Source organism: Caballeronia sp. INML3B (assembly GCF_023631305.1).
In the GTDB taxonomy this organism is placed as follows: domain Bacteria; phylum Pseudomonadota; class Gammaproteobacteria; order Burkholderiales; family Burkholderiaceae; genus Caballeronia; species Caballeronia turbans.
Genome location: NZ_JALQDI010000074.1, coordinates 101,288 through 123,629, shown reverse-complemented (window position 1 = coordinate 123,629; position 22,342 = coordinate 101,288). Strand labels below are relative to the sequence as shown.

Genomic DNA, 22,342 nt, shown 5'->3' with positions numbered 1-22,342 from the left:
GCTCCTAGCGAGGTTGCGTGAGGACGTCGAGAAAGGCCGGTTCGCCCGCCTTCACTCGCTGCATCGCGCGCGCGAGAGCCGGTCCGAGATCGGCCGGGTTCGAGATCGGTCCCTCGGCCCACATGCCCATGCTTCTGGCGAGCCCGGCATAGTCGATCGGCGGATCGTTGATGAGCGTGCCCGCCGTGCCGTTTTCAGGTTTTCGGTCGCGCCAGTTAGCCATGCGCTGAATGTGCATCGATTCCTGGTGGTAGGCGCGGTTGTTATGCATCACGGTGAGCAGGGGAATCTTGTGATGCGCAGCGGTCCACAACACACCGGGCAGCACCATTAGATCGCCGTCGGTCTGAATATTGACCGGAATGCGTCCCGCATCCCGATGCGCGATCGCCGCGCCAACTGCGGCCGGCGCGCCGTAACCGACGCCATAGCCGCCTTCGCCGCCGATGTACTGCCAGGTCTTGTCGAAATCCCACAACCGCTGCGGCCACTGGCTGATGAACAACGACGACGACACCAGCGCCCAATTTTCATGTCGGATCACGTTCCAGACTTCTTGCGAGAGTCTTGCCGTGCTGATCGGACTCGCATCCCAGGCGCGCGTCGCGTCGTGTCGCGCGGTCTCGCGCATCAGCGTATGAGCCTGACGCAGTGCGGGTGCACGCTTTCTCATCGTCTCACGCTGGGGAGCCGTGCACACCGCGTTCACCGCTTCGAGCAACGGCCCGAGCGAGGCCTGCGCATCTCCGCCGATTGCAAGCGTGGGCGCGATGAACCGCTCCGCGTCCTGCATGTTCGACTTCGAATAGAGATAGGACGTCGACACACTCACGAGATCGACATCGGGTTTCGTAAACTTTTTGGTCGGTCGCCCGATGACGTCCGCTACCGTTCCCGTCAACCCCCAAAGATCCGATACTTCGAGAGCAAGGATGACATCGGCGCGCGATATCAATTGGGTCTTGAGATAGGTTTGATTTAGGAAATGCCCGGTCGGGAAATTCAGCCGTCCGAGCAGGTCGACGACCGGCGCGTTCACCGCTTCCGCAAGCGCCACCAACGCATCCATGCCAGCCTGCGAACGGATCGCGCGGTCCGCGACGATGACCGGATTCGTCGCGCCGCAAAGCATGCGTGCGGTCTCTTCCAGCGCAGCTCGGCCCGCAACGGGCGGCGAGACCGGACGAAACGGCGGCACCGAAATCTCCCTCGGGTTCTCGATCGGGCGCTCCTGCAGCTCGCCGTCCGCGACAAGAAGCACCGGCTCCATCGGCGGCGTCATCGAAAGCGTGTAAGCGCGGACGAACGACTCCGCATAGTGCTGAAGCGACACAGGCGCGTCGTCGTACTTGGTGAAGTCGCGCACCAGCGCGCCAAGATCCAGCGCGGTGTGATACCACTCGACGCCGGGACGGCGCTTCGTCGCATCCGCGATGTTTCCCGCGATGACGATCATCGGCACGCGGTCGCACCAGGCGTTGAAGATCGCCATCGAGGCGTGCTGAAGCCCCACGGTGCTGTGGACGAGACAGGCCATCGGCTTGCCTGCGACCTTCGCATAGCCATGCGCGATCGCCGCCGACGCCTCTTCGTGCGTGCAGACGACGAGCGCCGGGTGCTGGTCTCCCGCATAACTCACGATCGACTCATGGATGCCGCGAAACGTGGAGCCCGGCATGGCGGCGACATAGTCGATGCCCGCCATGCGCAGCAGATCCACCATGAAGTCGGAGCCCGGATTGCCGATGTGTGCCGCGTCTGCTGAAGGCGCTTCCTGAAGCGACGGCACCTGCGTCTCGGCGGCAATCAGACGCGCGCCGGGCTTAGCGACCGACGGCGCCTTGTTGACAGGCTGCGCTACGCCTGCATTCGGCTTTAAGAGCGCGGTAGATGCTCCGGCGGCGATCGCTTCCTTGAGGAAGGTTCTTCGAGCCGTCATGGTGTCTCCTCCTGGTCAGTCTCTGTTGTTGTGGCCGACGCCAAGGATGGATCGCGGGCCCCATGCGGAGCCAACGGTAAGGTTTTCAGTTCCGTTGATCAAGATTGATTGTTAGATCAACGCGCGATGCGCGATCCCACCGAACTGATGGACACGACGACGGCTTCGCCGTAGAGTTCTATTGATCAATATCGACAGCCAATCAACATGTCCGACGTCATCACGAACGGTCCCGCACGGCGGGCAACTAAAGACGAACACGCGGCGGCGAACTCCGACCACACGGACTACGTGACCGCTGCCGAAGCAATGAAGATCCTGAACGTCCGGCAACAGACGCTGTATGCCTACGTGAGCCGCGGTTTGATCCGCAGCATCGGACAAGCGGGACACAAGGGCCGCCTCTACTGGCGCGATGACCTCAGGCGTCTCGAATCGCGTTCGCTCGCGCGGCATGGGCACGGCGCGGTCGCGGCATCCGCTATGAATTTTGGCGAGCCGATCATCCCAACCTCGGTGACCGAGATCACGCCTGACGGACCACGCTATCGAGGCAGGCTCGCGACCGACCTTGCGCGTGCACGCCTTCCATTCGAGGCCGTCGCGCAGTTGCTATGGACCGGAATGCTCAACGACACTAACGTCGAACTCGAATGGCCGAAGCGCAAACCATGGCATGAACTGAACGCGCTCATTGAAGCATCGTGGCGCATGCAGCCCGGCAATTTGCTCGACGTTTTCTCCATCGTTACGCTGCACCTCGGCATGCAGCCGTCACAGCGCCGTGGAAGGACGGCGACGGCCGAGCCGGCCGACCTCGACATGGCGTCCGCCGGGATCGATATCATCCAGATGCTGGTCGGATGTTGCGGACTGATGTCGCCACGCAGCCACTTCAAGTCGATGGAGACCGGTCAGTCGGTGGCACAGGGCATCCTGTCCTCGCTTGCCGTCGAATCGACCGAAATTAATCGCGAGTCGATGGAAGCTTTGCTGATCCTGCTCGCCGATCACGAACTCTCGCCCGCGACGGTCGCCGCCCGCGTGTCGGCATCGACGGGCTGCACGCTGCATCGTTGTGTCGTATCCGGCATCGCTGCGAGCACTGGTTCGCTGACCGGCCAGTTGTACGACCGCGTCGAGGAATTCTTTGACAGCGCTAGCACGATGCAGGCATTGATGCGCCGCGCCAATACACTGCTTGAACGCGGCGTCGCGGTTCCCGGTTTCGGGCATCCAATCTATCCCAGGGGCGATCCGCGAGCCCGCTACATGCTCGATCTCGCACGCCGACGGAGCGACAACAGCCGCCAAATGAACGCGATCTATCAGTTCGTCGATCAAATAGCGAAGGAGCACGGCTTACTTCCGCGTCAGGAGCTTGGAACCGTGGTGCTCACGCGCGCCATAGGTCTGCCGCGACGCACGAGCGGCGCGATTTCCGCGCTCGCGCGCGTGGCCGGATGGCTCGCCCATGTGCAGGAACAACGCATGTATGGAAGCGTTCTCCGTCCGCGTGCGCAGTTCATCGGCTCATCTGCTGCCAAAGGCAAGTGAGCCGGCCGTGAACGTCTTGGTCAGAACAGGTGTCGAATACCGAACGACACTTCCACCTGGGACTTCGTGCTCGACGGCTGCATGAAGAAGATGGCAGCGTTGCTGGCCGAACCGACCGCACGTTGATAGATCGCGAAGGCATACAGGTCAGTGCGCTTCGATAGCAGATAGTCGATGCCCAGATCGACCTGATGCCACTTCGGTGACTGATTCAGTTCCTCATAGCGACCGAAAGTGAACATGTAGCCCAGGCCGGTGTAAAAATCCGGCGTGATGTGCCAGGTACCGTTCAATTCAGCATTGTCGAGCCGTAGATGGCTACCGTCGAAATAGCGGTATTTGGCGTGCGAGTACACGAGATTGTCCTGCGTCGGCCCGATGGCATACGACGCCGTCGCGGCGATCACCTGCTGCTCGTCCACCAGCGCGGTTCGCGGGCCCAGTGCGCTGGTCTTGAACAGACTGAACGGTGCGGGATAATCGCTGCCGGCGGCGCCGTTGGGATTGTCAGCCGCATTCGGATGGTTCATCTGCAGATAGCCGACCGCAAGCTTCAGACTGCCGTTGCGGTATGCCGCCGTCGCGCTGTAGGCGCGATTATTTGCGAAGTCGCCGGCAGCGTTGCTCATCGCGTACATGGCAGCGAAGCTAAAGCCGCCCCAGCTCGGGCTCGTGTACTTGACTGAGTTCTGGAAGCGCACGGTGCCGAACAGGTTGTCATTATCTGATACATGCGCGCCATTGCCACCGAAGAGTTTGGCCGCGCCCGTATCGGCCATGAAATCGTAATTGGTGTCGTACTGGCGACCCAGGGTCAGTGTCCCGTATTGTCTGGTCGCAAGACCCACGAACGCCTGCCGTCCGAACATGCGCCCGCCTTGCCCCAGCGCGCCAGTGTTGCCGTCAAAGCCATTCTCCAAGGTGAAGATGGCCGACATGCCTCCGCCAAGATCTTCGCGCCCCTTCAGACCGAAACGATTACCCTGAATGAGGCCGCTTGCGGATTCGAACAAATGACTGCCCTTTACGTTGTTCACATACGCGGGGCCTGTACCGATGAGGCCGTAGAGCGTCACGCTGCTGTCCGCGTGTGCGGCGCCGGCGCCGAGCGCGAGCATGCCGAGGAGAAGCCTGTTCTTCTTCATGATGTGTTGTTCGAGAAGTTGGAGACGAACTAAAGCAGCGTCCGGTGCGCCTCCAGCGAGGCGCACGACGCTCGTCCAATGGATACGTGAGAACTGAGGGGTTGCTAGACGGTGATGTCGTCGTGCCGCGTTTCGCGCACGCGCAGCACCACACACAGCGCGACGAAGGCGAGGCACAGATAGTAGAGACCGATACCGGAGGGGTCGCCGTGATTGCGCGCCGCGAGCGAGGCCGCGATAATAGGCGCGACTCCGCCGCCGAGCACCGTGCCGAACGCCTTGCCCATCGAGAAGCCGGTGAAGCGCACTCGCGTGGGAAACAGTTCGCCGTAGAAGCTGCCGAACATGGCGTACATCGGTGCATGAATCACGCCGACGGCGGCCACGACCGTCAGCACTACGACCATTGGCGAGCGGCCGTCGAGCATCGTAAAGAAGAAGTTCAGGTAGATCGCCGACGCCACGATGCCCAGCAAATACACGCCCTTGCGCCCGAGGCGGTCCGACAGCGCGCCGTAGAGCGGTACCGATACCAGGGCGAAAGCGTTCGCGCAGGCGATCGCGCCGATCGCGACGGAGCCGGGCATATGGAGCGTCTTCGTAACGTACGAGATAGAATAGACGCCCGTCAGATAGTAGAACGTGCTCTCCATGATGCTGACCACGAGCACGACGAAAACAGGCCACTTGTAGCTGCGCAAGGTCTCCCACGCCGGGATGCGGGTGAGGTCGTGCTGACTCTGCTGCTTGCGGAACGCGACTGTTTCCTCGACTCGCAGACGAATATACAGGCCGATTACCACCAGTACGGCGCTCACCAGGAACGGCACCCGCCAGCCCCAGGCAAGCAAGGCTTCGTGCGGCAGACGCGATACGACGAATACCGCGAGCGAGGCCAGCAGCACGCCCAGCGGTCCTGCCGCCTGAAGCGCTGCCCCCAGCAGGCCCCGGCGACGCTGCTGCGCGCTCTCCAGCACCATCAGGCTGGCAGCCGCCGACTCACCCCCGAGTGCAAAGCCCTGGACGAAACGCAGCGCGACGAGCAGACAGGTCGCGGTCATGCCGATTTGCGCGACGCTTGGCAAGAGCCCGATGGCGGCCGTACCGATACCCATCATCAGCAGGGTTACCAGCATCATCGACTTGCGGCCGATCTTGTCGCCGAAGTGACCGAACACAAGTCCGCCGAGAGGCCGACTCGCATAGCCGACGGCGAACGTCGCGTACACGGCAATAGTGCCGCTGAGCGCGTTCAACTTTGGGAAGAACAACTCTTCGAAGACGAGCGGCGCGATGAAGCCGTAGAGAAAAAAGTCGTACCACTCGACCATCGTGCCGAGAAAGCTGGCAAAGAATAGTCGTCGTGATCCCGATTCCGTTGCGCTCGCGCCGGGAGCTGATCCCGTGCTCGCGACTGCGTCGTGCCACTCCTGCGAGGTTTCAAAAGCTTTCACGCCTGTCTCCTTTTTCGGCATGGACGGTCAGCCGGACCCCGGTACCACCACGCTCTGATGTGCTCTGTCGATGTAAATGCAAAAGCCCGATGCCTGAGGCGCCTCTAATTATTCGCACCTCCATTCTTTGCCCCGCCGACCGTCCGCTGCAGAAGGCTTTTGAGACTTACGTCCTTCGCGGCGAGCGTCTCTCGATCGACACGCACGCCTTTCTGCCATATGCGGCGCAGTACCGGCATGTCTGCCGCAGCGTTGATGCAGACCGCCGCGACAATTCGCGCGGGTTCGTCGGTTGCGCACTCCTCCAGCCAGACCAGCGTCACCTTGCCGTCGCCTTCTCTCACGACCGGTGAGGCGGTCGCATTCGGGAACCCGAGGATCTGCACATTCACGTCGCCCTGATCGGACCAGAACCAGGGCAGCGAATGCGCCACCGCCTGCTTGCCGAGGATGGCCCTGGCACATGCCGCGCCCTGTTGCTCCGCGTTGTCCCACGATTCCAGGCGCCGCATTCCGACCGGTCCGAACGGATGCTCGAACGACGCCACATCCCCGCACGCGAAGACATATGGATCGACCGTGCGGCCTTCGACGTCGCACAGCACGCCGCCCGCGCAAGGGAGGCCTGCTTCAGCCGCGAGTTCATCGTTCGCTTCCATGCCCACGCCCGCGACCACGAGGTCGAATTCCTCGCGAACGCCCGATAGCGAAGCGGCATAACGTTCGCCGGGCAGCTTCGACAGTTGCTCGATGCCGGCACCCAGGCGCACGTCGACGCCAAGCGAGCGCTGAATCTCGAGCAGATGCTGACCCACGATCGCCGGCACGGTCCGTTCGCATAACCGCTGCGCCGCTTCGACCAGGACCACGTCGACGCCGAGCTTTCGGGCGCTACATGCGGTTTCGAGTCCGATCCATCCACCTCCGATCACCAGCAGCCGCTTGCCTGCTATCAACCCGCGGCGGATATGCAAAGCGTCGTCGATGGTGCGCAGATAGGCGATATCGTCACTCGCGTCGCCAGGCACCGCGAGCCGCCGCGCGCGGCCCCCGGTTGCGATCACGAGGCGATCGAAGTGAATCTGCGTTCCATCGTCGACGTGCACGGTACGCGACGGACGGTCGATGCGGGTCACGTGCGTACCGGTGCGTAAATCGACGTCAAACTGCTCCGGTTGCGACCGATCAAGCAGAGCCGCAACTTCCGGCACGTTCTCGGCGCTCAGCCATGCTTTTGACAAGGGTGGCCGCTCGTACGGCCCTACGCGCTCCTCGCCTAGCATGATGATCCCGCCCTGATGTCCTTCCGCACGCAGTGTCCTAGCGACCGCCGCAGCGGCTTGCCCCGCTCCGACGATCACCACGCGCGAGTACAGCGGATCGGTTTGGTGGTTCGTCATATCGGCGACTCGTCATTGTTCGTTGAGGAAGCCACGCTTAGCGGCGAGCGCCGCCGCAGTCCTCAATGCCGCGGCCATGCTGCGATGCTGCGCCAGATTCTTTCCCGCGATATCCATGGCGGTCCCATGAGGGACGGTCGCGCGCACATAAGGAACCCCCAGATAGAGCGTGCACGCCCCTTCGAAAGCCGCCGACTTGAGCGCGATCTGCCCTTGATCGTGATACATGCTGACAACCACGTCATAGCGCCCGTCGAGTCCGTGGCGAAATACGGAGTCGGGCGAAACAGGACCCCGCACATCGATGCCCTGCGCTCTGGCCTGTTCGACCGCAGGGCCGATGATCCGCTCCTCCTCCTCAAACATGGCGTGCGGATTGAGTCCCGCAACCGCGATGCGCGGCGTCTCGATTCCCCAGTTCTTCAGACGCTCATTCACCAGCGTGACCAGGTTCAATACCGCATCGAAAGTCACCGTGGCGGGCACGTCGCGCAGCGGGATGTGCTCCGTCAGTGGCACCACGCGCAGTTTGCCGCTCATGCGAAACATGAAGGTATGGTCGGGCTGGAGATCGTCGATGCTCGCAACTTCGCCCGCGAGCTTGAGCGACATCGAATCGACTGGCCCCATGATCCATCCGCCGATCAGTCCGTTATGCGCGATCCGGTCGGCGAGCGTCATCCAGCGGACGACGGCTCGCCCCGCCGCGGCGGAAGGCTGGCCCGTTGCATACTCGTGCGGCGCAAGATCGAGCGGATCCAGCACGACGATGCGCCCCGACGCGAAGGCGCGCGCCTCGAACGACTGAATTACTTCCGTTTCGTCGCCAAGAGGCACCGCTCGCGCGGCAGCCCTGATCGACCCGATATCGCCGATCAGCATCGGCCGACACACCGCGCGCACCGACGCGTCCACCGCTGCCTTGACCGCCACCTCCGGACCGATACCTGCCGGGTCGCCGACCATCACCGCGATTATCGGCAGCGAAGTCCCAGGCGTTGTCGTCTCGTTCATTTCTGCGCCCTTTCAGTCATCGTCATTCGGCGAGTCGCGCGAGCACAACGCCCTCGCGCACCGTGGCCGCGTAACTGCGTATCGGTTTGCTGCACGGTGCCGCGCGGACTTCGCCCGTGCGAATATCGAACTCGCCTTGATGCAGGCCGCAAACGATCGAGAAACCGTCGAGCATGCCGGTCAGTACGAGTGATGCATCGCCATGCGTGCAGGTGTCGTCCGTGACGAAGGCGAGATCGTCCACACGCCATACCGCGAGCATCCTCTCGCCGATCTTTATCTGAAGACCGTCGCCATCTGTCACGTCGTCGAGCTGGCAGAGCGGCGTCAATTCGCTTGCATCGGTCGATGTTCCACTTTCCATCGCGTGTGCGTCCATGTCGGCCTCAAATCAGGAACGTGAGGTTGCTCATCGGCGTGTCGTTGTTCAGCAGAAAGACCTTTTTCTCGCGAATCAGCATCGCGCCTTCGTCGAGTGCCAACACATGGCGGCAGCGTCCGAACAGGGTCTCCTGACGATCGCTGCGTACCTCGCCGAGCACGAAGTTTGAATGCACGATCAACGCCTCCTTGCTCGCGCTTTCGATGGTCACGTTCGACACGACGCGCAGCAACCTCGAACGCGGACTCTGCGCGTGAGCATGACGGCCCTTGAGCCGATAGACGCGATCGTCGAGTTGCCGTCGGCTTTCGTAGATGAGCGAGATCGATTTGTCCGGTTCGAGATCTTCGGTATTGCACGGGACCCAATAGAAGCCGTCTGCGTGCCACAGTGCGAGCCACTCATCAAAGCGGTGCGCGTCCATCAAGGCGGCCTCGTGATAGAGGAACTGCGAAGCCTGCTCGATCGGCGAAACACCCGCCTCCGACGACAGCCATTGAGGATGAACGGCGTTATTCAAGTTCGGCTCCCTCGGTCATGAGTTCCAGCCAGTAGCGCATCTGGCCGCGTTGCGGTACTTCATCCGAGATGTGCCCGGTGATGGTTCCGTCGGGATGGGCCTGCTCGCGAGTCATGCCGCGGGAAATGTCGATCCACGGATTGACCTGCGCGTTCATCCCGCGCTGCGCCCGCTCGAAGATTTCAGCGTCGTCAGGCGAGCCTGCGCCCGCCGGGCCGTAGAAGGACTCGTGCTGCCGCAGGCGCATTGTGTTGATGGCGTCGTCCACGCCGTCGAACAGCACGGGGAACATCAGCACCTCGGTGCGTCCCGGTTCCAACGGCACCATGATGCGCACCTGGTTATTGATGATCTGCATGTTCGGAAACACGCCGATATGCGGATCGCCGGCGATCGCAACAAGCAGCTTCGATTGCTCGGCACCGTCGCGCGCTGCAAGCGCTTCGATATATTCCGCACCGCCCTGTACGCCCTTGAGGTACGTTTCATAGTCGGCGTAGTGCTCGACGCGGTGTTCGCGCATGTCGAGCATGGCGTGGCCGTGCCCCAGATCGCGCGTGTAGGTTTTCGCCTTGCCGTCGAACGGGTCGGCACGATGCGTGGCGCCGATGCCGCTGTCCGCCTGACGCTGCCACATCGACACGACCGACGCGTGCACGTAATGCGGGTGATACCCGTCCATGCCGACCATCTTCCAGTTGCCGTTGTAGACAGTCTTGTGGACGCCCGCCGACAGCTTGATACGGCGCGTCGGTGACGCGTCGACCAACAGGTCGATCATCTGCGCAGCAGGGCCGAGATACTCCGCAAGCGAGCCGACCTTAGGCGACAGCGACGCGAACACGAAGTCCCGATAAATCTCGACGCGCGGCGCGCTGGTAAGCGAATACTCTTCCATGCGGAAGTCGTCGCCATAGCCGGCCGGGTCCGTCACATTGATGAGCTTGCCGGTATTGTCGTAGGTCCAGCCGTGGAACCAGCAGCGAAAAAACTTTTCGCGTCCCGCTTCCTGCTCACACACTGCCGCGCCGCGATGCCGACAGCGGTTCATCAGCACACGTACGACGTCGTCATGACCGCGCACCATGATGACCGGCTGGCGTCCGAGACGGCGTACCCGATAGTCGCCTTTCTGCGGCACTTCGCTGGCGTGACCCACGTAGAGCCACGAACCATGAAAGATGCGCTCGATTTCCGCCTCGAAGATATCGGGCGAGGTATAGACGGCCGAGTGAACGCGACCGGGCTGCACCAGTTGGCGCAGCGTCGCGGCATCGACCGATTGCGCGTTACGCACGAAACGCACGGGGCTTCCGGCACTGCCGCCCTCGAAATGCGTACATCCTTGTTCCATGTTGCCTCCGGCTGATTCTTCAATCGGCGTTAATGTGTGCTCGCGTCGACGGCGGACTTCGACAGCAGATCGAGCGCTGCATCGACGATCATGTCCTCCTGACCACCGACCATGCGGCGCCGGCCCAACTCGACGAGAATGTCCACCGTCTTGAGGCCGTAGTGTTGCGCCGCGCGTTCCGCGTGCCGCAGGAAGCTCGAATAGACGCCTGCGTAACCGAGCGCTAGGGTCTCTCGATCCACGCGCACCGGCCGCTCCTGCAAAGGCCGCACGATGTCGTCGGCGGCATCCATCAGTTGATACAGGTCACAGTCATGCAGCCAGCCCAGCCGGTTCGCCGCTGCGATGAAGACTTCGAGCGGCGCGTTGCCCGCGCCAGCACCCATCCCCGCGAGACTGGCATCGACCCGGTTGCATCCCTCCTCGACGGCCACGATCGAGTTCGCGACACCGAGGCTCAGGTTGTGATGCGCGTGGATGCCGGTTTCGGTATTGGCGTGCAGCGCGTCCTTGAGCGCGCGAACGCGATCGCGCGTGTCGTTCATCGTCAGTGCGCCGCCAGAATCCACGACGTAGACGCAGGTTGCCCCGTAGCCTTCCATCAGGCGCGCCTGCTCCGCGAGTACCTGCGGCGACGCCATGTGGCTCATCATCAGAAAACCGACCGTATCCATGCCGAGGTTGCGCGCCGCCTCGATATGCTGTTTCGACACGTCCGCCTCCGTGCAATGCGTGGCGACGCGCACCACGCGCGCACCCGCATCGTAGGCCTCGCGTAAATCATGCACAGTGCCGATCCCTGGAAGCAGCAGGGTCGCCACACGCGCATGTTGGACGACTTCGGCGACAGCGCCGATCCATTCGGCATCGGTGTGCGCGCCGAAGCCATAGTTGAAGGACGAGCCTTGCAGGCCGTCGCCGTGAGCCACCTCAATCGAATCGACGCGTGCTTCGTCGAGCGCGCGCGCGATGCGCCGCACCTGATCCAGGCTGTAGCGATGTCTAATCGCGTGCGCGCCGTCGCGCAATGTGACATCCGAGATATAGAGCTTCTGCTTCATTGGATCCCCGCGAAGGTGTCGTCGAACGCGCCTTGCCCCGAAGCGGTCTGCCGCGCCGCGATGGCCTCGGCCGCCGCGAGCGCCGCCGACGTCATAATGTCCAGATTGCCCGCGTAGGCGGGGAGATAGTGGGCCGCGCCTTCCACCTCCAGAAATACCGAGGTCTTGAGCCCGCTGCGCAGACCGAGCCCCGGCACTTCGACCGGACGGCTAGAAGGAATCCGCTCGAACTGCACGCGTTGCTTGAGCCGGTAGCCGGGCACGTACGCACGAACGGACTCGACCATGTCCACGATCGCCGTTTCGACGGCGCTTTCGTCAGCGTCTTCGGAAAGCGTGAAGACCGTATCGCGCATGAGCAAGGGTGGCTCGGCGGGGTTGAGCACGATGATCGCCTTGCCGCGTGCAGCGCCGCCCACCGTTTCCAGCGCACGCGACGTGGTTTCGGTGAACTCGTCGATGTTAGCGCGCGTTCCAGGTCCCGCCGAACGGCTCGAAATCGACGCGACAATCTCCGCGTAATGAACACGCGTGACGCTCGACACCGCTGCGACGACCGGAATGGTCGCCTGACCGCCGCACGTCACCATGTTGAGGTTGTGGACGTCGCGATGCATGTCCAGGTTCACCACGGGCACACAGTACGGTCCAATGGCGGCGGGCGTGAGATCGATCAAGCGGATGCCAGGTTTTGCAGCGCGCAGTAACGCGTCGTTGCGTACGTGCGCCGCCGCGGACGTGGCATCGAACACCATGTCGATATGGGCAAACTCCGGCATCGACAACAAGCCGTCCACGCCACTGTCGCAAGTTTGCAGGCCAAGCCGCCGTGCTCTCGCAAGGCCATCAGAAGCTGCATCGATTCCGACCATGATCGCGGCTTCCACATTTCGCCCATGACGCAATATCTTCACCAGCAGATCGGTACCGATGTTCCCGGAACCGATGATCGCCGCCTTGAGTGGCCTATTTGCCTCTTTCGAATCCATTGTCGTTTCCTCTGGTGCTGTTTGATTCGAACGCGTGATGAGCACGCGTCATGCGAAAGCGACGTCGGCGTGACCCAGACCGTCGAACTCGACACGCATGTGGTCTCCCGCGCGCGCCGGCACCATCGCCGAAAGCGCACCGGACAAGATGATCTCGCCCGCCCGCAACGGCATCCCGAACTCGCCGAGCTGATTGGCGAGCCAGACGACCGCATTGATCGGATGCCCCAGCGCGGCAGAACCTTGGCCGGTGCCGACGGTTTCGCCGTTGCGCGAGAATCTCATCGTGATTCCCGCGAGGTCGAGAGCGCGCGGATCTGCCCGCCCCTCGCCGATCACGAAGGCACCCGACGAGGCGTTGTCGGCGACCGTGTCCTGAATGCGGATCTTCCAGTCGCGGATGCGCGAGTCGACGATCTCGAAGCAAGGCATGACCCACTCGGTTGCGTCCAGCACGTCATGCGCGGTGAGCCCCGGCCCACTCAACTCCTTTGCCAGCAGAAACGCAATTTCCCCTTCGGCGCGCGGCGCAATGAATTGCGACAGCGGAATCGTCGCGCCGTTGGCGAACTGCATGCCCGAGGTGAGCTGCCCGAAATCCGGCTGCCGAACATCGAGCATGTTCATTACGGCTTCGCTCGTGATTCCGATCTTCTTGCCGACGATGCGCTCGCCTCGCTTCGCGAGTCGCGTGGCGATCATGCGGCGTTGAATCTCGTAGGCATCGGCGATGGTCATGCCAGGCTCGGTCATCGTGAGCGGCGCGATCGGCTCACAACCCTCAAGGGCATCGAACAGCGCGTGCGCAACCGTGCCGATCTGCATCGACTCCATGTCTTCTCCTGATCTTGATTGTCGGTTAGGGCTGCGAACTGTCGAGCTCGAGGTCACCGGCGCTGAGATAGTCCCACATTCGCTCGATGACGCGTCCCGCTGTCGTCGCACGTCGCGCCGCGTCTTCCGCACTCATCGCGGACGCGTTTTCAAGGCGCATTGCACGAACAGCGCATTCGACCCGCGCAGCATCTTCGAGGAACCAAGTAAAGGCAACCGCCTCTTCCAGGGTGGCGCCCACGACGACTGCACCATTGCCGCGCATAACGACTGCCCGCGCGTGGCCAAGGGTTTGGGCCACGCCTTCGGCCTGCGGCGTGGAGCGAACCAGCTGCACGTCGTCCCAAAGCGGCGCAGACGGCGCGAAATAGGTGCCCGGCCCATGACGCGGAACCGGCGTGATGCCGGCGGTCGAGAGACTCATAACTGAAGGAGGCATGCTGCGCGCGACGGCGCCCACGTCATCCCTTCTCGCATAGATTTGTTGATGGATCCGGACTTCGCCCAGCACGCCATCGGGCAATTCGCCGCGGATCGGCACGACCACGCCGGCCTCGCGTTGGATTAATCCCGGCGGCATCGGCGCGCACACCAGCAGATAGTCGTGATTCAGACGTAGACTGCAGTGCCCGTAGGCATGGACCAGTCCCGCGCGCCCTAATGCGCGTGCCGCCATTCGCACGGTCGCCTGCTGCGCAGGAGACGCTTCGATCGCGCTCATGAGCCGAACTCCAGCACTTCGGGCTTCGAACCCCACATGCAGAAGGAACTTGGCTCGAACGGGAACTGTCGCGGAAGATGCGTGAGATGCTCTTCCTCGCTGAACACGCGAACGCCGCTCGAATACTCGTAGACCATGCCGTCGGGTCCCTCGAAGTACAGGAACATCGCGCCGGAGGTCGGATGTCGCCCCGGCCCGAAGCGAATTCGAATGTTCTTCTCCTTCAGGATGTACCAGGCCCGCATGATGTCGTCGATGCTCTCCACCTGGTGATTAATGTGCTGCACGCCTGCGTGCGGCGATGGCAACAGCGCGACCTTGTGATGCACAGGATCGATGCGCAGCAGGGCTGCATCGCCGATTCGATCGCTCACGCGGGCGCCGAGTACCTCGGTCCAGAACTTCTCGTCGCGCTTCGCGTCCGTGGTGCACAGGCCGATATGGCTGAAACCGGTGATACCCGCGTCGCGCGTACCGTAGTAGCGCTGTCCACGATGATGCGGCGACACCACCAGATCAATATGGTTGCCACTGGGATCCGCAAAGCTGATGAAGTCACGCACGCAACGCTGCTCCGCCTCGGCCGCGCTGCCGCGCGTGAACGCGATACGCGCGTCGTCGAGCACTTTAGCCGCATGATCGAGCGCTTCAGGTGTTGGGACCTCGAAGCCACTGACCTGTCGAGCCGGATCCCCTTCCGAGAACACCAGTGTGTGGTCCCGGTCATCCGAGCGCAGATAGACGTTCTTCTCTCCACGCCGTGCAATCTGAAGACCCAAGACCTCGGTCGCGTAACGGGTCGCGCTTTCAAGATCGCGCGTGCCAAGACGCACGTATGACACATCCTTCAATTCGATCACGATGTCTCCTGTCGTCGGCTTGCTCATGTCCCGGCCGCGGTCGCGGCGCGGAGCCGGTAATTTATAAGGGGTCACGAATCTTTCGATTCGTTGAAGAGAAACTCGACGACAAGCCGGTTGAAGCGCTCCGCCTGCTCGATCTGGGTCCAGTGACCGCAGCGGCCGAACATGTGCAGTTGCGAGTTTTCAATGTGCTCGTGTAACGCGAGGGAAGTGGCGGGCGGGATGACCTGATCGTCGCGGCCATGCACGATAAGCGTTTCATGTGGAAGCGCCTGGATGTCCGCAACGGGCGTCGCCATCGCTTCGACCCAGCGCTGGCGAGGGGCCGGGAACATCTGGGCGAAGGCTTCGCTGCAGCCGGGGCGAATGCTCGCCTCGTATCGCATGCTGGCGAGCGCCGGGGTGAGGCGGGACTGATCGAACGCGAAATACTGCATGATGCGTTGCATATTTTCGAGCGAAGGCGTGTAGCCCCAGACGGCGTCGAGACCTTCGGTGATCGGAAACGAGACACCAACGCTTCCCATGAGTACGAGCCGTTCGACCCGATTTGGCCGGCGCGCGGCCATGGCGAGCGCCAGCGCGCCGCCGAACGAATTGCCGATGACGCTGACCGACACTATGTCGAGTGCATCGAGGAAACCGAATACATGGTCGATCCATCGATCGAGTCCGTAAATGCCATCGTCGAACCGATCGGTGTAGCCGAAGCCGGCCATGTCAGGCGCAAGCACCCGGCCATACTGGGCGAGCGCCGGGATGGTGCCTCGCCAGTTGGCCCACGCGGTGACGCCGGGTCCGGAGCCATGGATCAGCAGAACCGGTTTGCCGGTTCCAATGTCATGATAATTCGTCCGGATTTCTCGCGCGAGGATGGACTGTCCGATTTCAGGGTTGTCGCTCACGTTCTCGTCTCCACTGGCTTAGTCTTTTATAGTGCTGTTGAGACGACTATATGGCGCTTCTCGGCGTTGATCAATCTTGAATGTATGATCAACATGCGGCGCTGGGAGTGCGATATCTTGATGGTGAAGGACGCGCACGGATGACTATTTACGGTGGGAATGGACACCACATGCTCGTGACGCGTGCGTTCCACGCGGTCGCGCCGCGATTGACGGCGAGTTCGGCGGGGGGTCCACTCATCGGCTCCATCGTTTGCGAGGTACATAGTGCCGAACGCATATCGCCAGACGTTCCCAAGCGACTGCTCGCCGTGCCTGCGATCTACAGGTCGTCCTTTCTGTTCTGTAATTCGATCGGGACCTGCTGCGCTGCCGGGATCATCGGGATAACGGCCCACAACAACGCGTCGGCACGAGTACGCGACTACATGCTCCGATAAGCCTTGCGCGCCCGTCGCGCCGTCAACGGCGTCCCGACACGTGCCTTCACGACCGAGCTCGTCGACGACGACGCTTTCAAGCGACGATCGCACGCCTCACGCTCAAAACGCCGAAACTGATGGCGGCGTTAAGTCTTTGAATTGACCTTTCGACGCTTCTTTTTCGGCGCCGGGTGCTTTCGATTTGCGTCGGCATATTCGCGGATCATGTCCGTCAATGCGCGCAAGCCCGCCGGCACATGACGACGGCCGGGATAGTAGAGGCATAGTCCGTCGAGCGGCGGCGTCCAGTCTTCGAGCACGCGCACGAGGGCGCCTGCTTCGAGATCCGCGGCGACATTCCATTCGGTCAGGTAAGCGAGACCGATCCCCGCGCGCGCGGCGGTCAGCATCATGCCCGGTTCGTCGAGCGTCAGCGCGCCGTCGCCATCGATGCGTATGGATTCGCCATGCCGCTCGAATTCCCATTGATAGATCGACCCGCTCGGCATGCGGCTGCGAATGCAGCGATGCGTCGCGAGGTCGGCAGGCGTGCGTGGCGGCTTGTGCTGTTCGAAGTACGCGGGACTGCCGACGACGGCGAAGCGCTGGCGATCGCCGAACGGCACCGCGATCATGTCTTGCGGTACGGTTTCCAGCAGACGAATGCCCGCATCGAAACCTTCGACGACGATATCGATGAGCCGGCCTTCGGTGACGATATCGAGCTTCATGTCCGGATAGCGCTTCAAGAACGCGATGAAAAGCGGCATCGCCTGATGCGCCGCGCCCACCGATGTATTTATACGCAACGTACCCGATGGCGTGTCGCGAAAGCTGCCGGCCTGTTCGAGCGCGTCGCGAATCGTCGAAAGCGCGGGCGCGATGTTCTGCACGAATTGCGCGCCGGCCTCGGAAAGCGACACGCTTCGGGTCGTGCGATTGAAGAGCCGCACGCCGATGCGAGCCTCCAGCGCGGCGATCGCATGACTCAGCGCGGACGTCGATACGCTCAGTTCATTCGCCGCCGCGCGAAAGCTGCGATGCCGCGCGACGGAAAGAACCGCTTCGAGTTCGGTGAGCCCCGATGTTTTCATTATGCTAAATCGTTCAATAGGTCATGCCGGATTGTACGTCTAGTCGAATCAATGCAAACGCCTTATCTTTTGCTCAATACATCGACCGAGCGAATTCATCATGCATGACATCGACCAGATTTATATCGGCGGCGCGTTTGTCACGCCGCACGGCAACGAGCTTTTCGAACTCTTCAATCCCGCGACAGAAAAAGTTATCGGCCGCGTGCGCCTCGCAGACAAGGACGATGCGCGCAATGCAATTGCGGCGGCGAAGCGCGCATTTCCCGCATTCTCGCGGACGGACAAGCGCGAACGTATCGACATGCTGAAGCGCATGCACGCCGCCGTCATCGCGAAAGAGGATGAGCTTTTCGAGGCCATCGTCGAAGAATACGGCGCACCGGTTTCGCGCGGCCGCTGGATGGCGCGACACGCGAGCAACGTGCTGCTGGAAGCGGCGAAGGTGCTCGAAGACTATGCGTTCCTGCGTGACGCGGGTACGGCAAAAGTGGTGATGCAACCGCTTGGCGTTGCCGGGCTGATCACGCCGTGGAATAGCGACGCCGGCTTTATCTGCGGCAAGCTGGCGGCGGCGCTCGCGGCGGGTTGCACGGCGGTCATCAAACCGAGCGAAATGAGCGCGATGCAAACGCGCGTCGTCACCGAAGCGCTGCATGAGGCGGGACTTCCGGCAGGCGTGTTCAACATCGTCACGGGCCGAGGCGATATTGTGGGCGCGGAGATCAGCGCGCATCCCGATGTCGCGAAGCTGTCGTTCACGGGATCGACGGTCGTCGGCAAGACGATCCTGCGCACAGCCGCCGATACGCTCAAGCGCGTGACGCTCGAACTCGGCGGCAAGTCGCCGACGATCGTGCTCGACGATGCGAACTTCGACGAAGCCGTGCCGCTCGCGCTCGATGCTGGCTTCATGAACAGCGGTCAGGCATGCATCGCGGGCACGCGCGTTCTGGTGCCGCGTGCGCGGCTCGCGGAGTTCGAAGAGAAAATCGTGAGCGCCATCGAGAAGATTCTCTCGGGCGATCCGCGCGATCCGCATACGAGCATCGGCCCGATGGTGAGCCGCAAGCAATGGGAGCGCGTGCAGCGTTATATCCGTATTGGCATCGATGAGGGCGCGCGACTGATCGCGGGTGGCGAGGGGCGTCCGGATCACGTCGGCGCGGGCTGGTTCGTGCGTCCGACGCTCTTCAGCGACGTGACCAACGACATGACCATTGCGCGAGAGGAAATCTTCGGGCCTGTGCTGTCGATCATCGCGTACGGCGATATCGAAGATGCCATCGCGATCGCCAACGATACGCCTTATGGTTTGCAGGCGTACATCGCTTCATCGGACGCCGCGCGAGCGAACGCAGTGGCGTCGCGCATCGACGCGGGGCGCGTGCTCGTCAACACGCTCGCGCATGAACCTGCTGCGCCGTTCGGCGGATTCAAGCAATCGGGCATCGGCCGCGAATACGGCACGTTCGGCATCGAAGCGTTCCTCGAACCGAAGGCACTGCTGGGCGTCCGTTAAGCCCGCGATTCAAGCCCACCCACATCTCCGTGCGATTTCGCCGGGCTGCGGTGGCCGGCCTGTTAGCGCGATGCAGACGAATATGTGATCAGCGTCGAAATGTATGCACTCAATGCAGCATAGAATCAAATTGTTTGCATTATTCTGCGAACGCAAGTAATGTAAGTATCAACCGGACGTTGATCGCCGCCGGTCTTCGGCCGCGGCTTGTCTGGACGATGCGTTCGCTGCAATCATCGAGCGAGCCAGGCGGCGTTGATTCGCTGAAAGCTTGGCTCCTCGGACTTCGGGTGGCACTTCCAGTCCTGGCCATCGTCGCCGACTGACGTTGTGGTTCGCAGGGAATCAATCCGGCTCTCGCCGGAATAGTCCGCAAGTGCCGATTGAAACATTGCTTCAGCTACTACGCGCTCGATGGTGACTACGACTGATCCTGTGTTGATTGACCGTGCTGCCGCTTATGATTTTCTTTCGCCACACTTCGAATTGCCCGTCCTGATCAAGGAGGTTTCGTGGAGATCCATCGCAGCGTCGATGGATCACCGCGGCGATCGAATAAACATTGCTTACTGGAAAGACGAGACGCACGTCGAACGTCGGTATTCCGCCCCGACTCAGAGCTCGCACTACATCATTGAAGTGCTGCTGCGGGCAACCACCATTACGTGTTCCAAAAACGGAAGAAACCTGCGTAATGGCCCCGTTGCGTTTGGCGCCACGCAAGTAACCGCGCCGGAGGATCAGCTAGAGGCAAGCTTCACCCGGAGTGCCGAAGCTATTCACGTGTTTGTGCCTCGGTCGGTGGTTGCTTCGGTGCATCTCCAGTTGCACGGAAAGGCGGCTGCGCCGGATTATCGGCTTGTGGATCCGGGTTTTGCGGCCGATACGATGATGGGCAAGCTCGCGTGCATGCTGCTTGAGACCGAGGCTCTCAGGAACCCGTACGCACACGCTTTTTCTAACAGTCTCGTGATGGCCATTCTCACCCGCGCGATGGAGAATGGGTCGCAGCTTGACGACAAGCCGAGGCAAGCGCTGCCTCCGTGGTGGCTCGAACGGACGATCGCGTATATGGAGAGCCGATTAGGCGAGCGGGTGACGCTCAGTGACATCGCTGACCTCGCCGGCCTCAGCCGAATGCATTTCGCGTCGCAGTTCAAGCGCTTGACAGGACTAAGCCCTCACACATACCTCACTGTCATGCGACTGGAAACCGCCAAGGGCCTGCTGGCGGAAAATCGTATGCCCATCGCTCAAATCGCGATATCTGTCGGCTTCAATTCGCAAGCACACTTCACGACCGTGTTTCGGAAAGTGACCGGCATGACGCCGCAACGATGGCGACTGAGCGCCGCTTCCGCTGCCCAAGTCGAAGCACCGTGACCAGCCGGTCGGTCCCCTCGACTGATGTTCGGTTTGCCCACGATGTGAGAACGACGCTTGTAGATGTCCGCGGCCGCTCTTCTTTTTTGAAATTCATGCCCCACGCAGCGCGCGGGATTGAAAGACCGACAGCTTTTGTGTGTGAAAACATGCGAGGAGCGGCTCCTATCAAACGCTGACCAGTCGCCACAGAGGGATGTCAGGAATGAATGATCGAGAAAACGACTTTCTTGTCTGGCAGGACACGCTCGAGCGGTTAAGACGGCTTCCCGAATGCGCGGGATTGAACGTGGTGACACCGCACTATAAGTCACGGACCATTCAAGCGACAAGGCGGTGGAAAGAGGCGGTCGCGCCAACGGCCGAGAGTCAGGCGAGGAATGACTGCGTTCGAATCCGCATCGCCGAGCTCAGCGCCCGAACGGCGACCCTGTCGTGGCATGACTCTACCGCTTGTCATTACGAGGATCAGAAATGGCGCAGAGGCAAAGCGCGGCGCGCCGGAATATGCTCTCTGTCGGGCCAGTCCGTCACGCGCGGCGCGGATGTCTTCCGCCCATCTCGGAGGGGCGTTGGAGGCCCGGTCAACTCCGACGCGATGATCTTGGCGAGCGCCCTCGCCGACCACGTTGAAGCAGGCGCATACAATGTCTTCGATTGGGCCGCCGCACCACGTGCCGGTCGGTGACTGCAACAGACCACCATGGATTGCGCACTTGTTGCCCCGAGCTGGCACTTGGCCGCATGGCATCGCTGTACTTGCTTTAGCGTCGAATGACTCTGTAACAGTGAAGCCTGCCCTATCCGCCTTTCGTCGGCCGTCCGTCGTTCTGAACGTTCGGCTCACAGGACGGATTAACGACTTCCGTATCAAGGAAGCGATCGGAATTTTTCTGACCGTACGGACGCATCCGGGCAACCACCGCCAGTCTCGGCGAACTTGGACTCTGACAAGATACGGCCAAAAAGTCCGAGCCACTTCAGCGTTACTAGGAGCCTACGCACACAAGATCAAAAAGCATGGCGCATGAACGGACTGAAGCTCGGCGCGTCGGGCTTCAGTTGACCCAGCGCATCCCAGTCTTGCCAGCCGTTGAACCGAAGCGGCGTCATATGGTCGATCTTCGCAATATGCGCCCGCAAATCCGCCTTGTAGCGCTCGAGACGCGGCGCATCGGCTGATATACCCGCGTAGCGTATAGACGCTGAGATCCCGAAGGTCGCAAAAAATGGCAGCACTGTGTACCCCATGTAGTGCAATGTGAAGTGCAGCGGCCAGAGAATAAGATCGAGGTCGCCGTTGCGTCCGTTGTGGCTGAAGGTCGACTCCGGGCCGCCCGCGGTCACGGATACCAGCGCGCGGCGTCCGACAAAGAAGCCCTCGTCGTAGCGTCGCCTGCTCGTGAAAAGCCCATACACGAATACGCGATCCAGCCATCCCTTAAGCATCGCTGGCATCGAGAACCACCAGATCGGAAACTGGAAGACGACGAGGTCCGCTTCCAGCAGCTTGGCGATTTCCGCGCGTATGTCCTCACTCATCAGTTGCTCGTCGAAGGCATGGCGCTGTTCTGTCTGTACATCGAAGACATCAGGCCGCGCGCGATGCTCGAAATGTGTGGGTCCTTCGACCGGATCGAAGCCCATCGCGTACAGATCGGAAACATGAACGTCGGCTCCTTGTTCGCGAAGCGCCGCGACGATAGTTTCCTTAAGTTGCCCGTTGAACGATTGTGCTTCCGGGTGGGCGAAAACGACTAGTGCTTTCATCTGTTCCCCTCGA

At 61.7% G+C, this 22,342-nt stretch carries 20 protein-coding genes; 4 read left to right on the top strand and 16 right to left on the bottom strand.

Annotated features, from left to right (window positions below):
• Positions 1–4: 4 nt before the first annotated feature.
• Positions 5–1,939: a thiamine pyrophosphate-binding protein gene (locus tag NCS58_RS30650; protein WP_061119797.1), complete on the bottom strand. Its 1,935-nt coding sequence runs from the start codon at positions 1,937–1,939 to the stop codon at positions 5–7.
• A 207-nt stretch (positions 1,940–2,146) separates the two neighbouring features.
• Between NCS58_RS30650 and NCS58_RS30645 the strand changes: the two genes are divergently transcribed.
• A complete protein-coding gene (locus tag NCS58_RS30645) occupies positions 2,147–3,496 on the top strand; it encodes a citrate synthase (protein ID WP_250478193.1) in 1,350 nt (449 codons plus the stop codon).
• A 20-nt stretch (positions 3,497–3,516) separates the two neighbouring features.
• Here NCS58_RS30645 and NCS58_RS30640 read toward each other — a convergent pair whose 3' ends face one another.
• The 14 genes from NCS58_RS30640 to NCS58_RS30575 form a co-directional block, all read right to left on the bottom strand.
• Positions 3,517–4,641 (bottom strand): porin, encoded by a 1,125-nt coding sequence (locus NCS58_RS30640; protein WP_061119795.1) that lies wholly within the window; start codon positions 4,639–4,641, stop codon positions 3,517–3,519.
• Positions 4,642–4,745: 104 nt separating this feature from the next.
• A complete protein-coding gene (locus tag NCS58_RS30635; RefSeq protein WP_250478192.1) occupies positions 4,746–6,095 on the bottom strand; it encodes an MHS family MFS transporter in 1,350 nt (449 codons plus the stop codon).
• A gap of 104 nt (positions 6,096–6,199) precedes the next feature.
• Complete coding sequence (locus NCS58_RS30630) at positions 6,200–7,495, bottom strand: NAD(P)/FAD-dependent oxidoreductase (protein WP_250478191.1); 1,296 nt, start codon at positions 7,493–7,495, stop codon at positions 6,200–6,202.
• Positions 7,496–7,507: 12 nt separating this feature from the next.
• Positions 7,508–8,461 carry a PdxA family protein gene (locus NCS58_RS30625; RefSeq protein WP_061119793.1) on the bottom strand — a complete coding sequence of 318 codons (954 nt, stop codon included), beginning with the start codon at positions 8,459–8,461 and terminating at the stop codon, positions 7,508–7,510.
• A 70-nt stretch (positions 8,462–8,531) separates the two neighbouring features.
• On the bottom strand, positions 8,532–8,888 hold the full coding sequence (locus NCS58_RS30620; protein ID WP_250478190.1) for a Rieske 2Fe-2S domain-containing protein: 357 nt from the start codon (positions 8,886–8,888) through the stop codon (positions 8,532–8,534).
• Positions 8,889–8,895: 7 nt separating this feature from the next.
• Positions 8,896–9,411: an aromatic-ring-hydroxylating dioxygenase subunit beta gene (locus tag NCS58_RS30615; protein WP_061119792.1), complete on the bottom strand. Its 516-nt coding sequence runs from the start codon at positions 9,409–9,411 to the stop codon at positions 8,896–8,898.
• Positions 9,404–10,765 carry an aromatic ring-hydroxylating dioxygenase subunit alpha gene (locus NCS58_RS30610; RefSeq protein WP_250478189.1) on the bottom strand — a complete coding sequence of 454 codons (1,362 nt, stop codon included), beginning with the start codon at positions 10,763–10,765 and terminating at the stop codon, positions 9,404–9,406. The genes NCS58_RS30615 and NCS58_RS30610 overlap by 8 nt, the downstream gene beginning before the upstream one ends.
• A gap of 29 nt (positions 10,766–10,794) precedes the next feature.
• Complete coding sequence (gene dmpG / locus NCS58_RS30605) at positions 10,795–11,826, bottom strand: 4-hydroxy-2-oxovalerate aldolase (RefSeq protein ID WP_250478188.1); 1,032 nt, start codon at positions 11,824–11,826, stop codon at positions 10,795–10,797.
• Positions 11,823–12,815 carry an acetaldehyde dehydrogenase (acetylating) gene (locus NCS58_RS30600; RefSeq protein WP_061119789.1) on the bottom strand — a complete coding sequence of 331 codons (993 nt, stop codon included), beginning with the start codon at positions 12,813–12,815 and terminating at the stop codon, positions 11,823–11,825. The genes dmpG and NCS58_RS30600 overlap by 4 nt, the downstream gene beginning before the upstream one ends.
• A 48-nt stretch (positions 12,816–12,863) precedes the next feature.
• Entirely contained in the window at positions 12,864–13,649 is a 786-nt protein-coding gene (locus tag NCS58_RS30595; protein ID WP_250478187.1) for a fumarylacetoacetate hydrolase family protein, read from the bottom strand.
• Positions 13,650–13,674: 25 nt separating this feature from the next.
• Positions 13,675–14,370 (bottom strand): class II aldolase/adducin family protein, encoded by a 696-nt coding sequence (locus NCS58_RS30590; RefSeq protein WP_061119787.1) that lies wholly within the window; start codon positions 14,368–14,370, stop codon positions 13,675–13,677.
• Positions 14,367–15,257, bottom strand: coding sequence for a VOC family protein (locus NCS58_RS30585; RefSeq protein WP_250478186.1), 891 nt, complete (start codon positions 15,255–15,257; stop codon positions 14,367–14,369). The genes NCS58_RS30590 and NCS58_RS30585 overlap by 4 nt, the downstream gene beginning before the upstream one ends.
• A gap of 44 nt (positions 15,258–15,301) precedes the next feature.
• Positions 15,302–16,138, bottom strand: a complete 837-nt coding sequence (locus NCS58_RS30580) for an alpha/beta fold hydrolase (RefSeq protein WP_061119786.1) — start codon at positions 16,136–16,138, stop codon at positions 15,302–15,304.
• A 568-nt stretch (positions 16,139–16,706) separates the two neighbouring features.
• A complete protein-coding gene (locus tag NCS58_RS30575) occupies positions 16,707–17,654 on the bottom strand; it encodes a LysR family transcriptional regulator (RefSeq protein WP_061119784.1) in 948 nt (315 codons plus the stop codon).
• Positions 17,655–17,754: 100 nt separating this feature from the next.
• Here NCS58_RS30575 and NCS58_RS30570 point away from each other — a divergent pair, with 100 nt between their 5' ends.
• The 3 genes from NCS58_RS30570 (at position 17,755) to NCS58_RS30560 (ending at position 21,247) form a co-directional block, all read left to right on the top strand.
• Complete coding sequence (locus NCS58_RS30570; protein ID WP_250478185.1) at positions 17,755–19,176, top strand: aldehyde dehydrogenase family protein; 1,422 nt, start codon at positions 17,755–17,757, stop codon at positions 19,174–19,176.
• A gap of 414 nt (positions 19,177–19,590) precedes the next feature.
• Complete coding sequence (locus NCS58_RS30565; protein ID WP_250478184.1) at positions 19,591–20,559, top strand: AraC family transcriptional regulator; 969 nt, start codon at positions 19,591–19,593, stop codon at positions 20,557–20,559.
• 196 nt (positions 20,560–20,755) lie between these two features.
• Positions 20,756–21,247: a DUF3331 domain-containing protein gene (locus tag NCS58_RS30560; protein ID WP_311394684.1), complete on the top strand. Its 492-nt coding sequence runs from the start codon at positions 20,756–20,758 to the stop codon at positions 21,245–21,247.
• Between the two features lie 323 nt (positions 21,248–21,570).
• On the opposite strand, the gene NCS58_RS30555 is transcribed toward NCS58_RS30560, so the two are convergent.
• A complete protein-coding gene (locus NCS58_RS30555) occupies positions 21,571–22,329 on the bottom strand; it encodes an NAD(P)H-dependent oxidoreductase (RefSeq protein ID WP_061119781.1) in 759 nt (252 codons plus the stop codon).
• Positions 22,330–22,342: the final 13 nt, after the last annotated feature.

Excerpts from the sequence above, each read along its gene's own strand:
- NCS58_RS30570 (WP_250478185.1), top strand. The coding sequence starts at position 17,755 with ATGCATGACATCGACCAGATTTATATCGGCGGCGCGTTTGTCACGCCG.
- NCS58_RS30600 (WP_061119789.1), bottom strand. The coding sequence starts at position 12,815 with ATGGATTCGAAAGAGGCAAATAGGCCACTCAAGGCGGCGATCATCGGT.
- NCS58_RS30645 (WP_250478193.1), top strand. The coding sequence starts at position 2,147 with ATGTCCGACGTCATCACGAACGGTCCCGCACGGCGGGCAACTAAAGAC.
- NCS58_RS30610 (WP_250478189.1), bottom strand. The coding sequence starts at position 10,765 with ATGGAACAAGGATGTACGCATTTCGAGGGCGGCAGTGCCGGAAGCCCC.
- NCS58_RS30630 (WP_250478191.1), bottom strand. The coding sequence starts at position 7,495 with ATGACGAACCACCAAACCGATCCGCTGTACTCGCGCGTGGTGATCGTC.
- NCS58_RS30595 (WP_250478187.1), bottom strand. The coding sequence starts at position 13,649 with ATGGAGTCGATGCAGATCGGCACGGTTGCGCACGCGCTGTTCGATGCC.
- NCS58_RS30585 (WP_250478186.1), bottom strand. The coding sequence starts at position 15,257 with ATGAGCAAGCCGACGACAGGAGACATCGTGATCGAATTGAAGGATGTG.
- NCS58_RS30555 (WP_061119781.1), bottom strand. The coding sequence starts at position 22,329 with ATGAAAGCACTAGTCGTTTTCGCCCACCCGGAAGCACAATCGTTCAAC.
- NCS58_RS30650 (WP_061119797.1), bottom strand. The coding sequence starts at position 1,939 with ATGACGGCTCGAAGAACCTTCCTCAAGGAAGCGATCGCCGCCGGAGCA.
- NCS58_RS30590 (WP_061119787.1), bottom strand. The coding sequence starts at position 14,370 with ATGAGCGCGATCGAAGCGTCTCCTGCGCAGCAGGCGACCGTGCGAATG.
- NCS58_RS30640 (WP_061119795.1), bottom strand. The coding sequence starts at position 4,641 with ATGAAGAAGAACAGGCTTCTCCTCGGCATGCTCGCGCTCGGCGCCGGC.
- NCS58_RS30625 (WP_061119793.1), bottom strand. The coding sequence starts at position 8,461 with ATGGTCGGCGACCCGGCAGGTATCGGTCCGGAGGTGGCGGTCAAGGCA.
- NCS58_RS30560 (WP_311394684.1), top strand. The coding sequence starts at position 20,756 with ATGTCAGGAATGAATGATCGAGAAAACGACTTTCTTGTCTGGCAGGAC.
- dmpG (WP_250478188.1), bottom strand. The coding sequence starts at position 11,826 with ATGAAGCAGAAGCTCTATATCTCGGATGTCACATTGCGCGACGGCGCG.
- NCS58_RS30620 (WP_250478190.1), bottom strand. The coding sequence starts at position 8,888 with ATGGACGCACACGCGATGGAAAGTGGAACATCGACCGATGCAAGCGAA.
- NCS58_RS30565 (WP_250478184.1), top strand. The coding sequence starts at position 19,591 with ATGGTGACTACGACTGATCCTGTGTTGATTGACCGTGCTGCCGCTTAT.
- NCS58_RS30575 (WP_061119784.1), bottom strand. The coding sequence starts at position 17,654 with ATGAAAACATCGGGGCTCACCGAACTCGAAGCGGTTCTTTCCGTCGCG.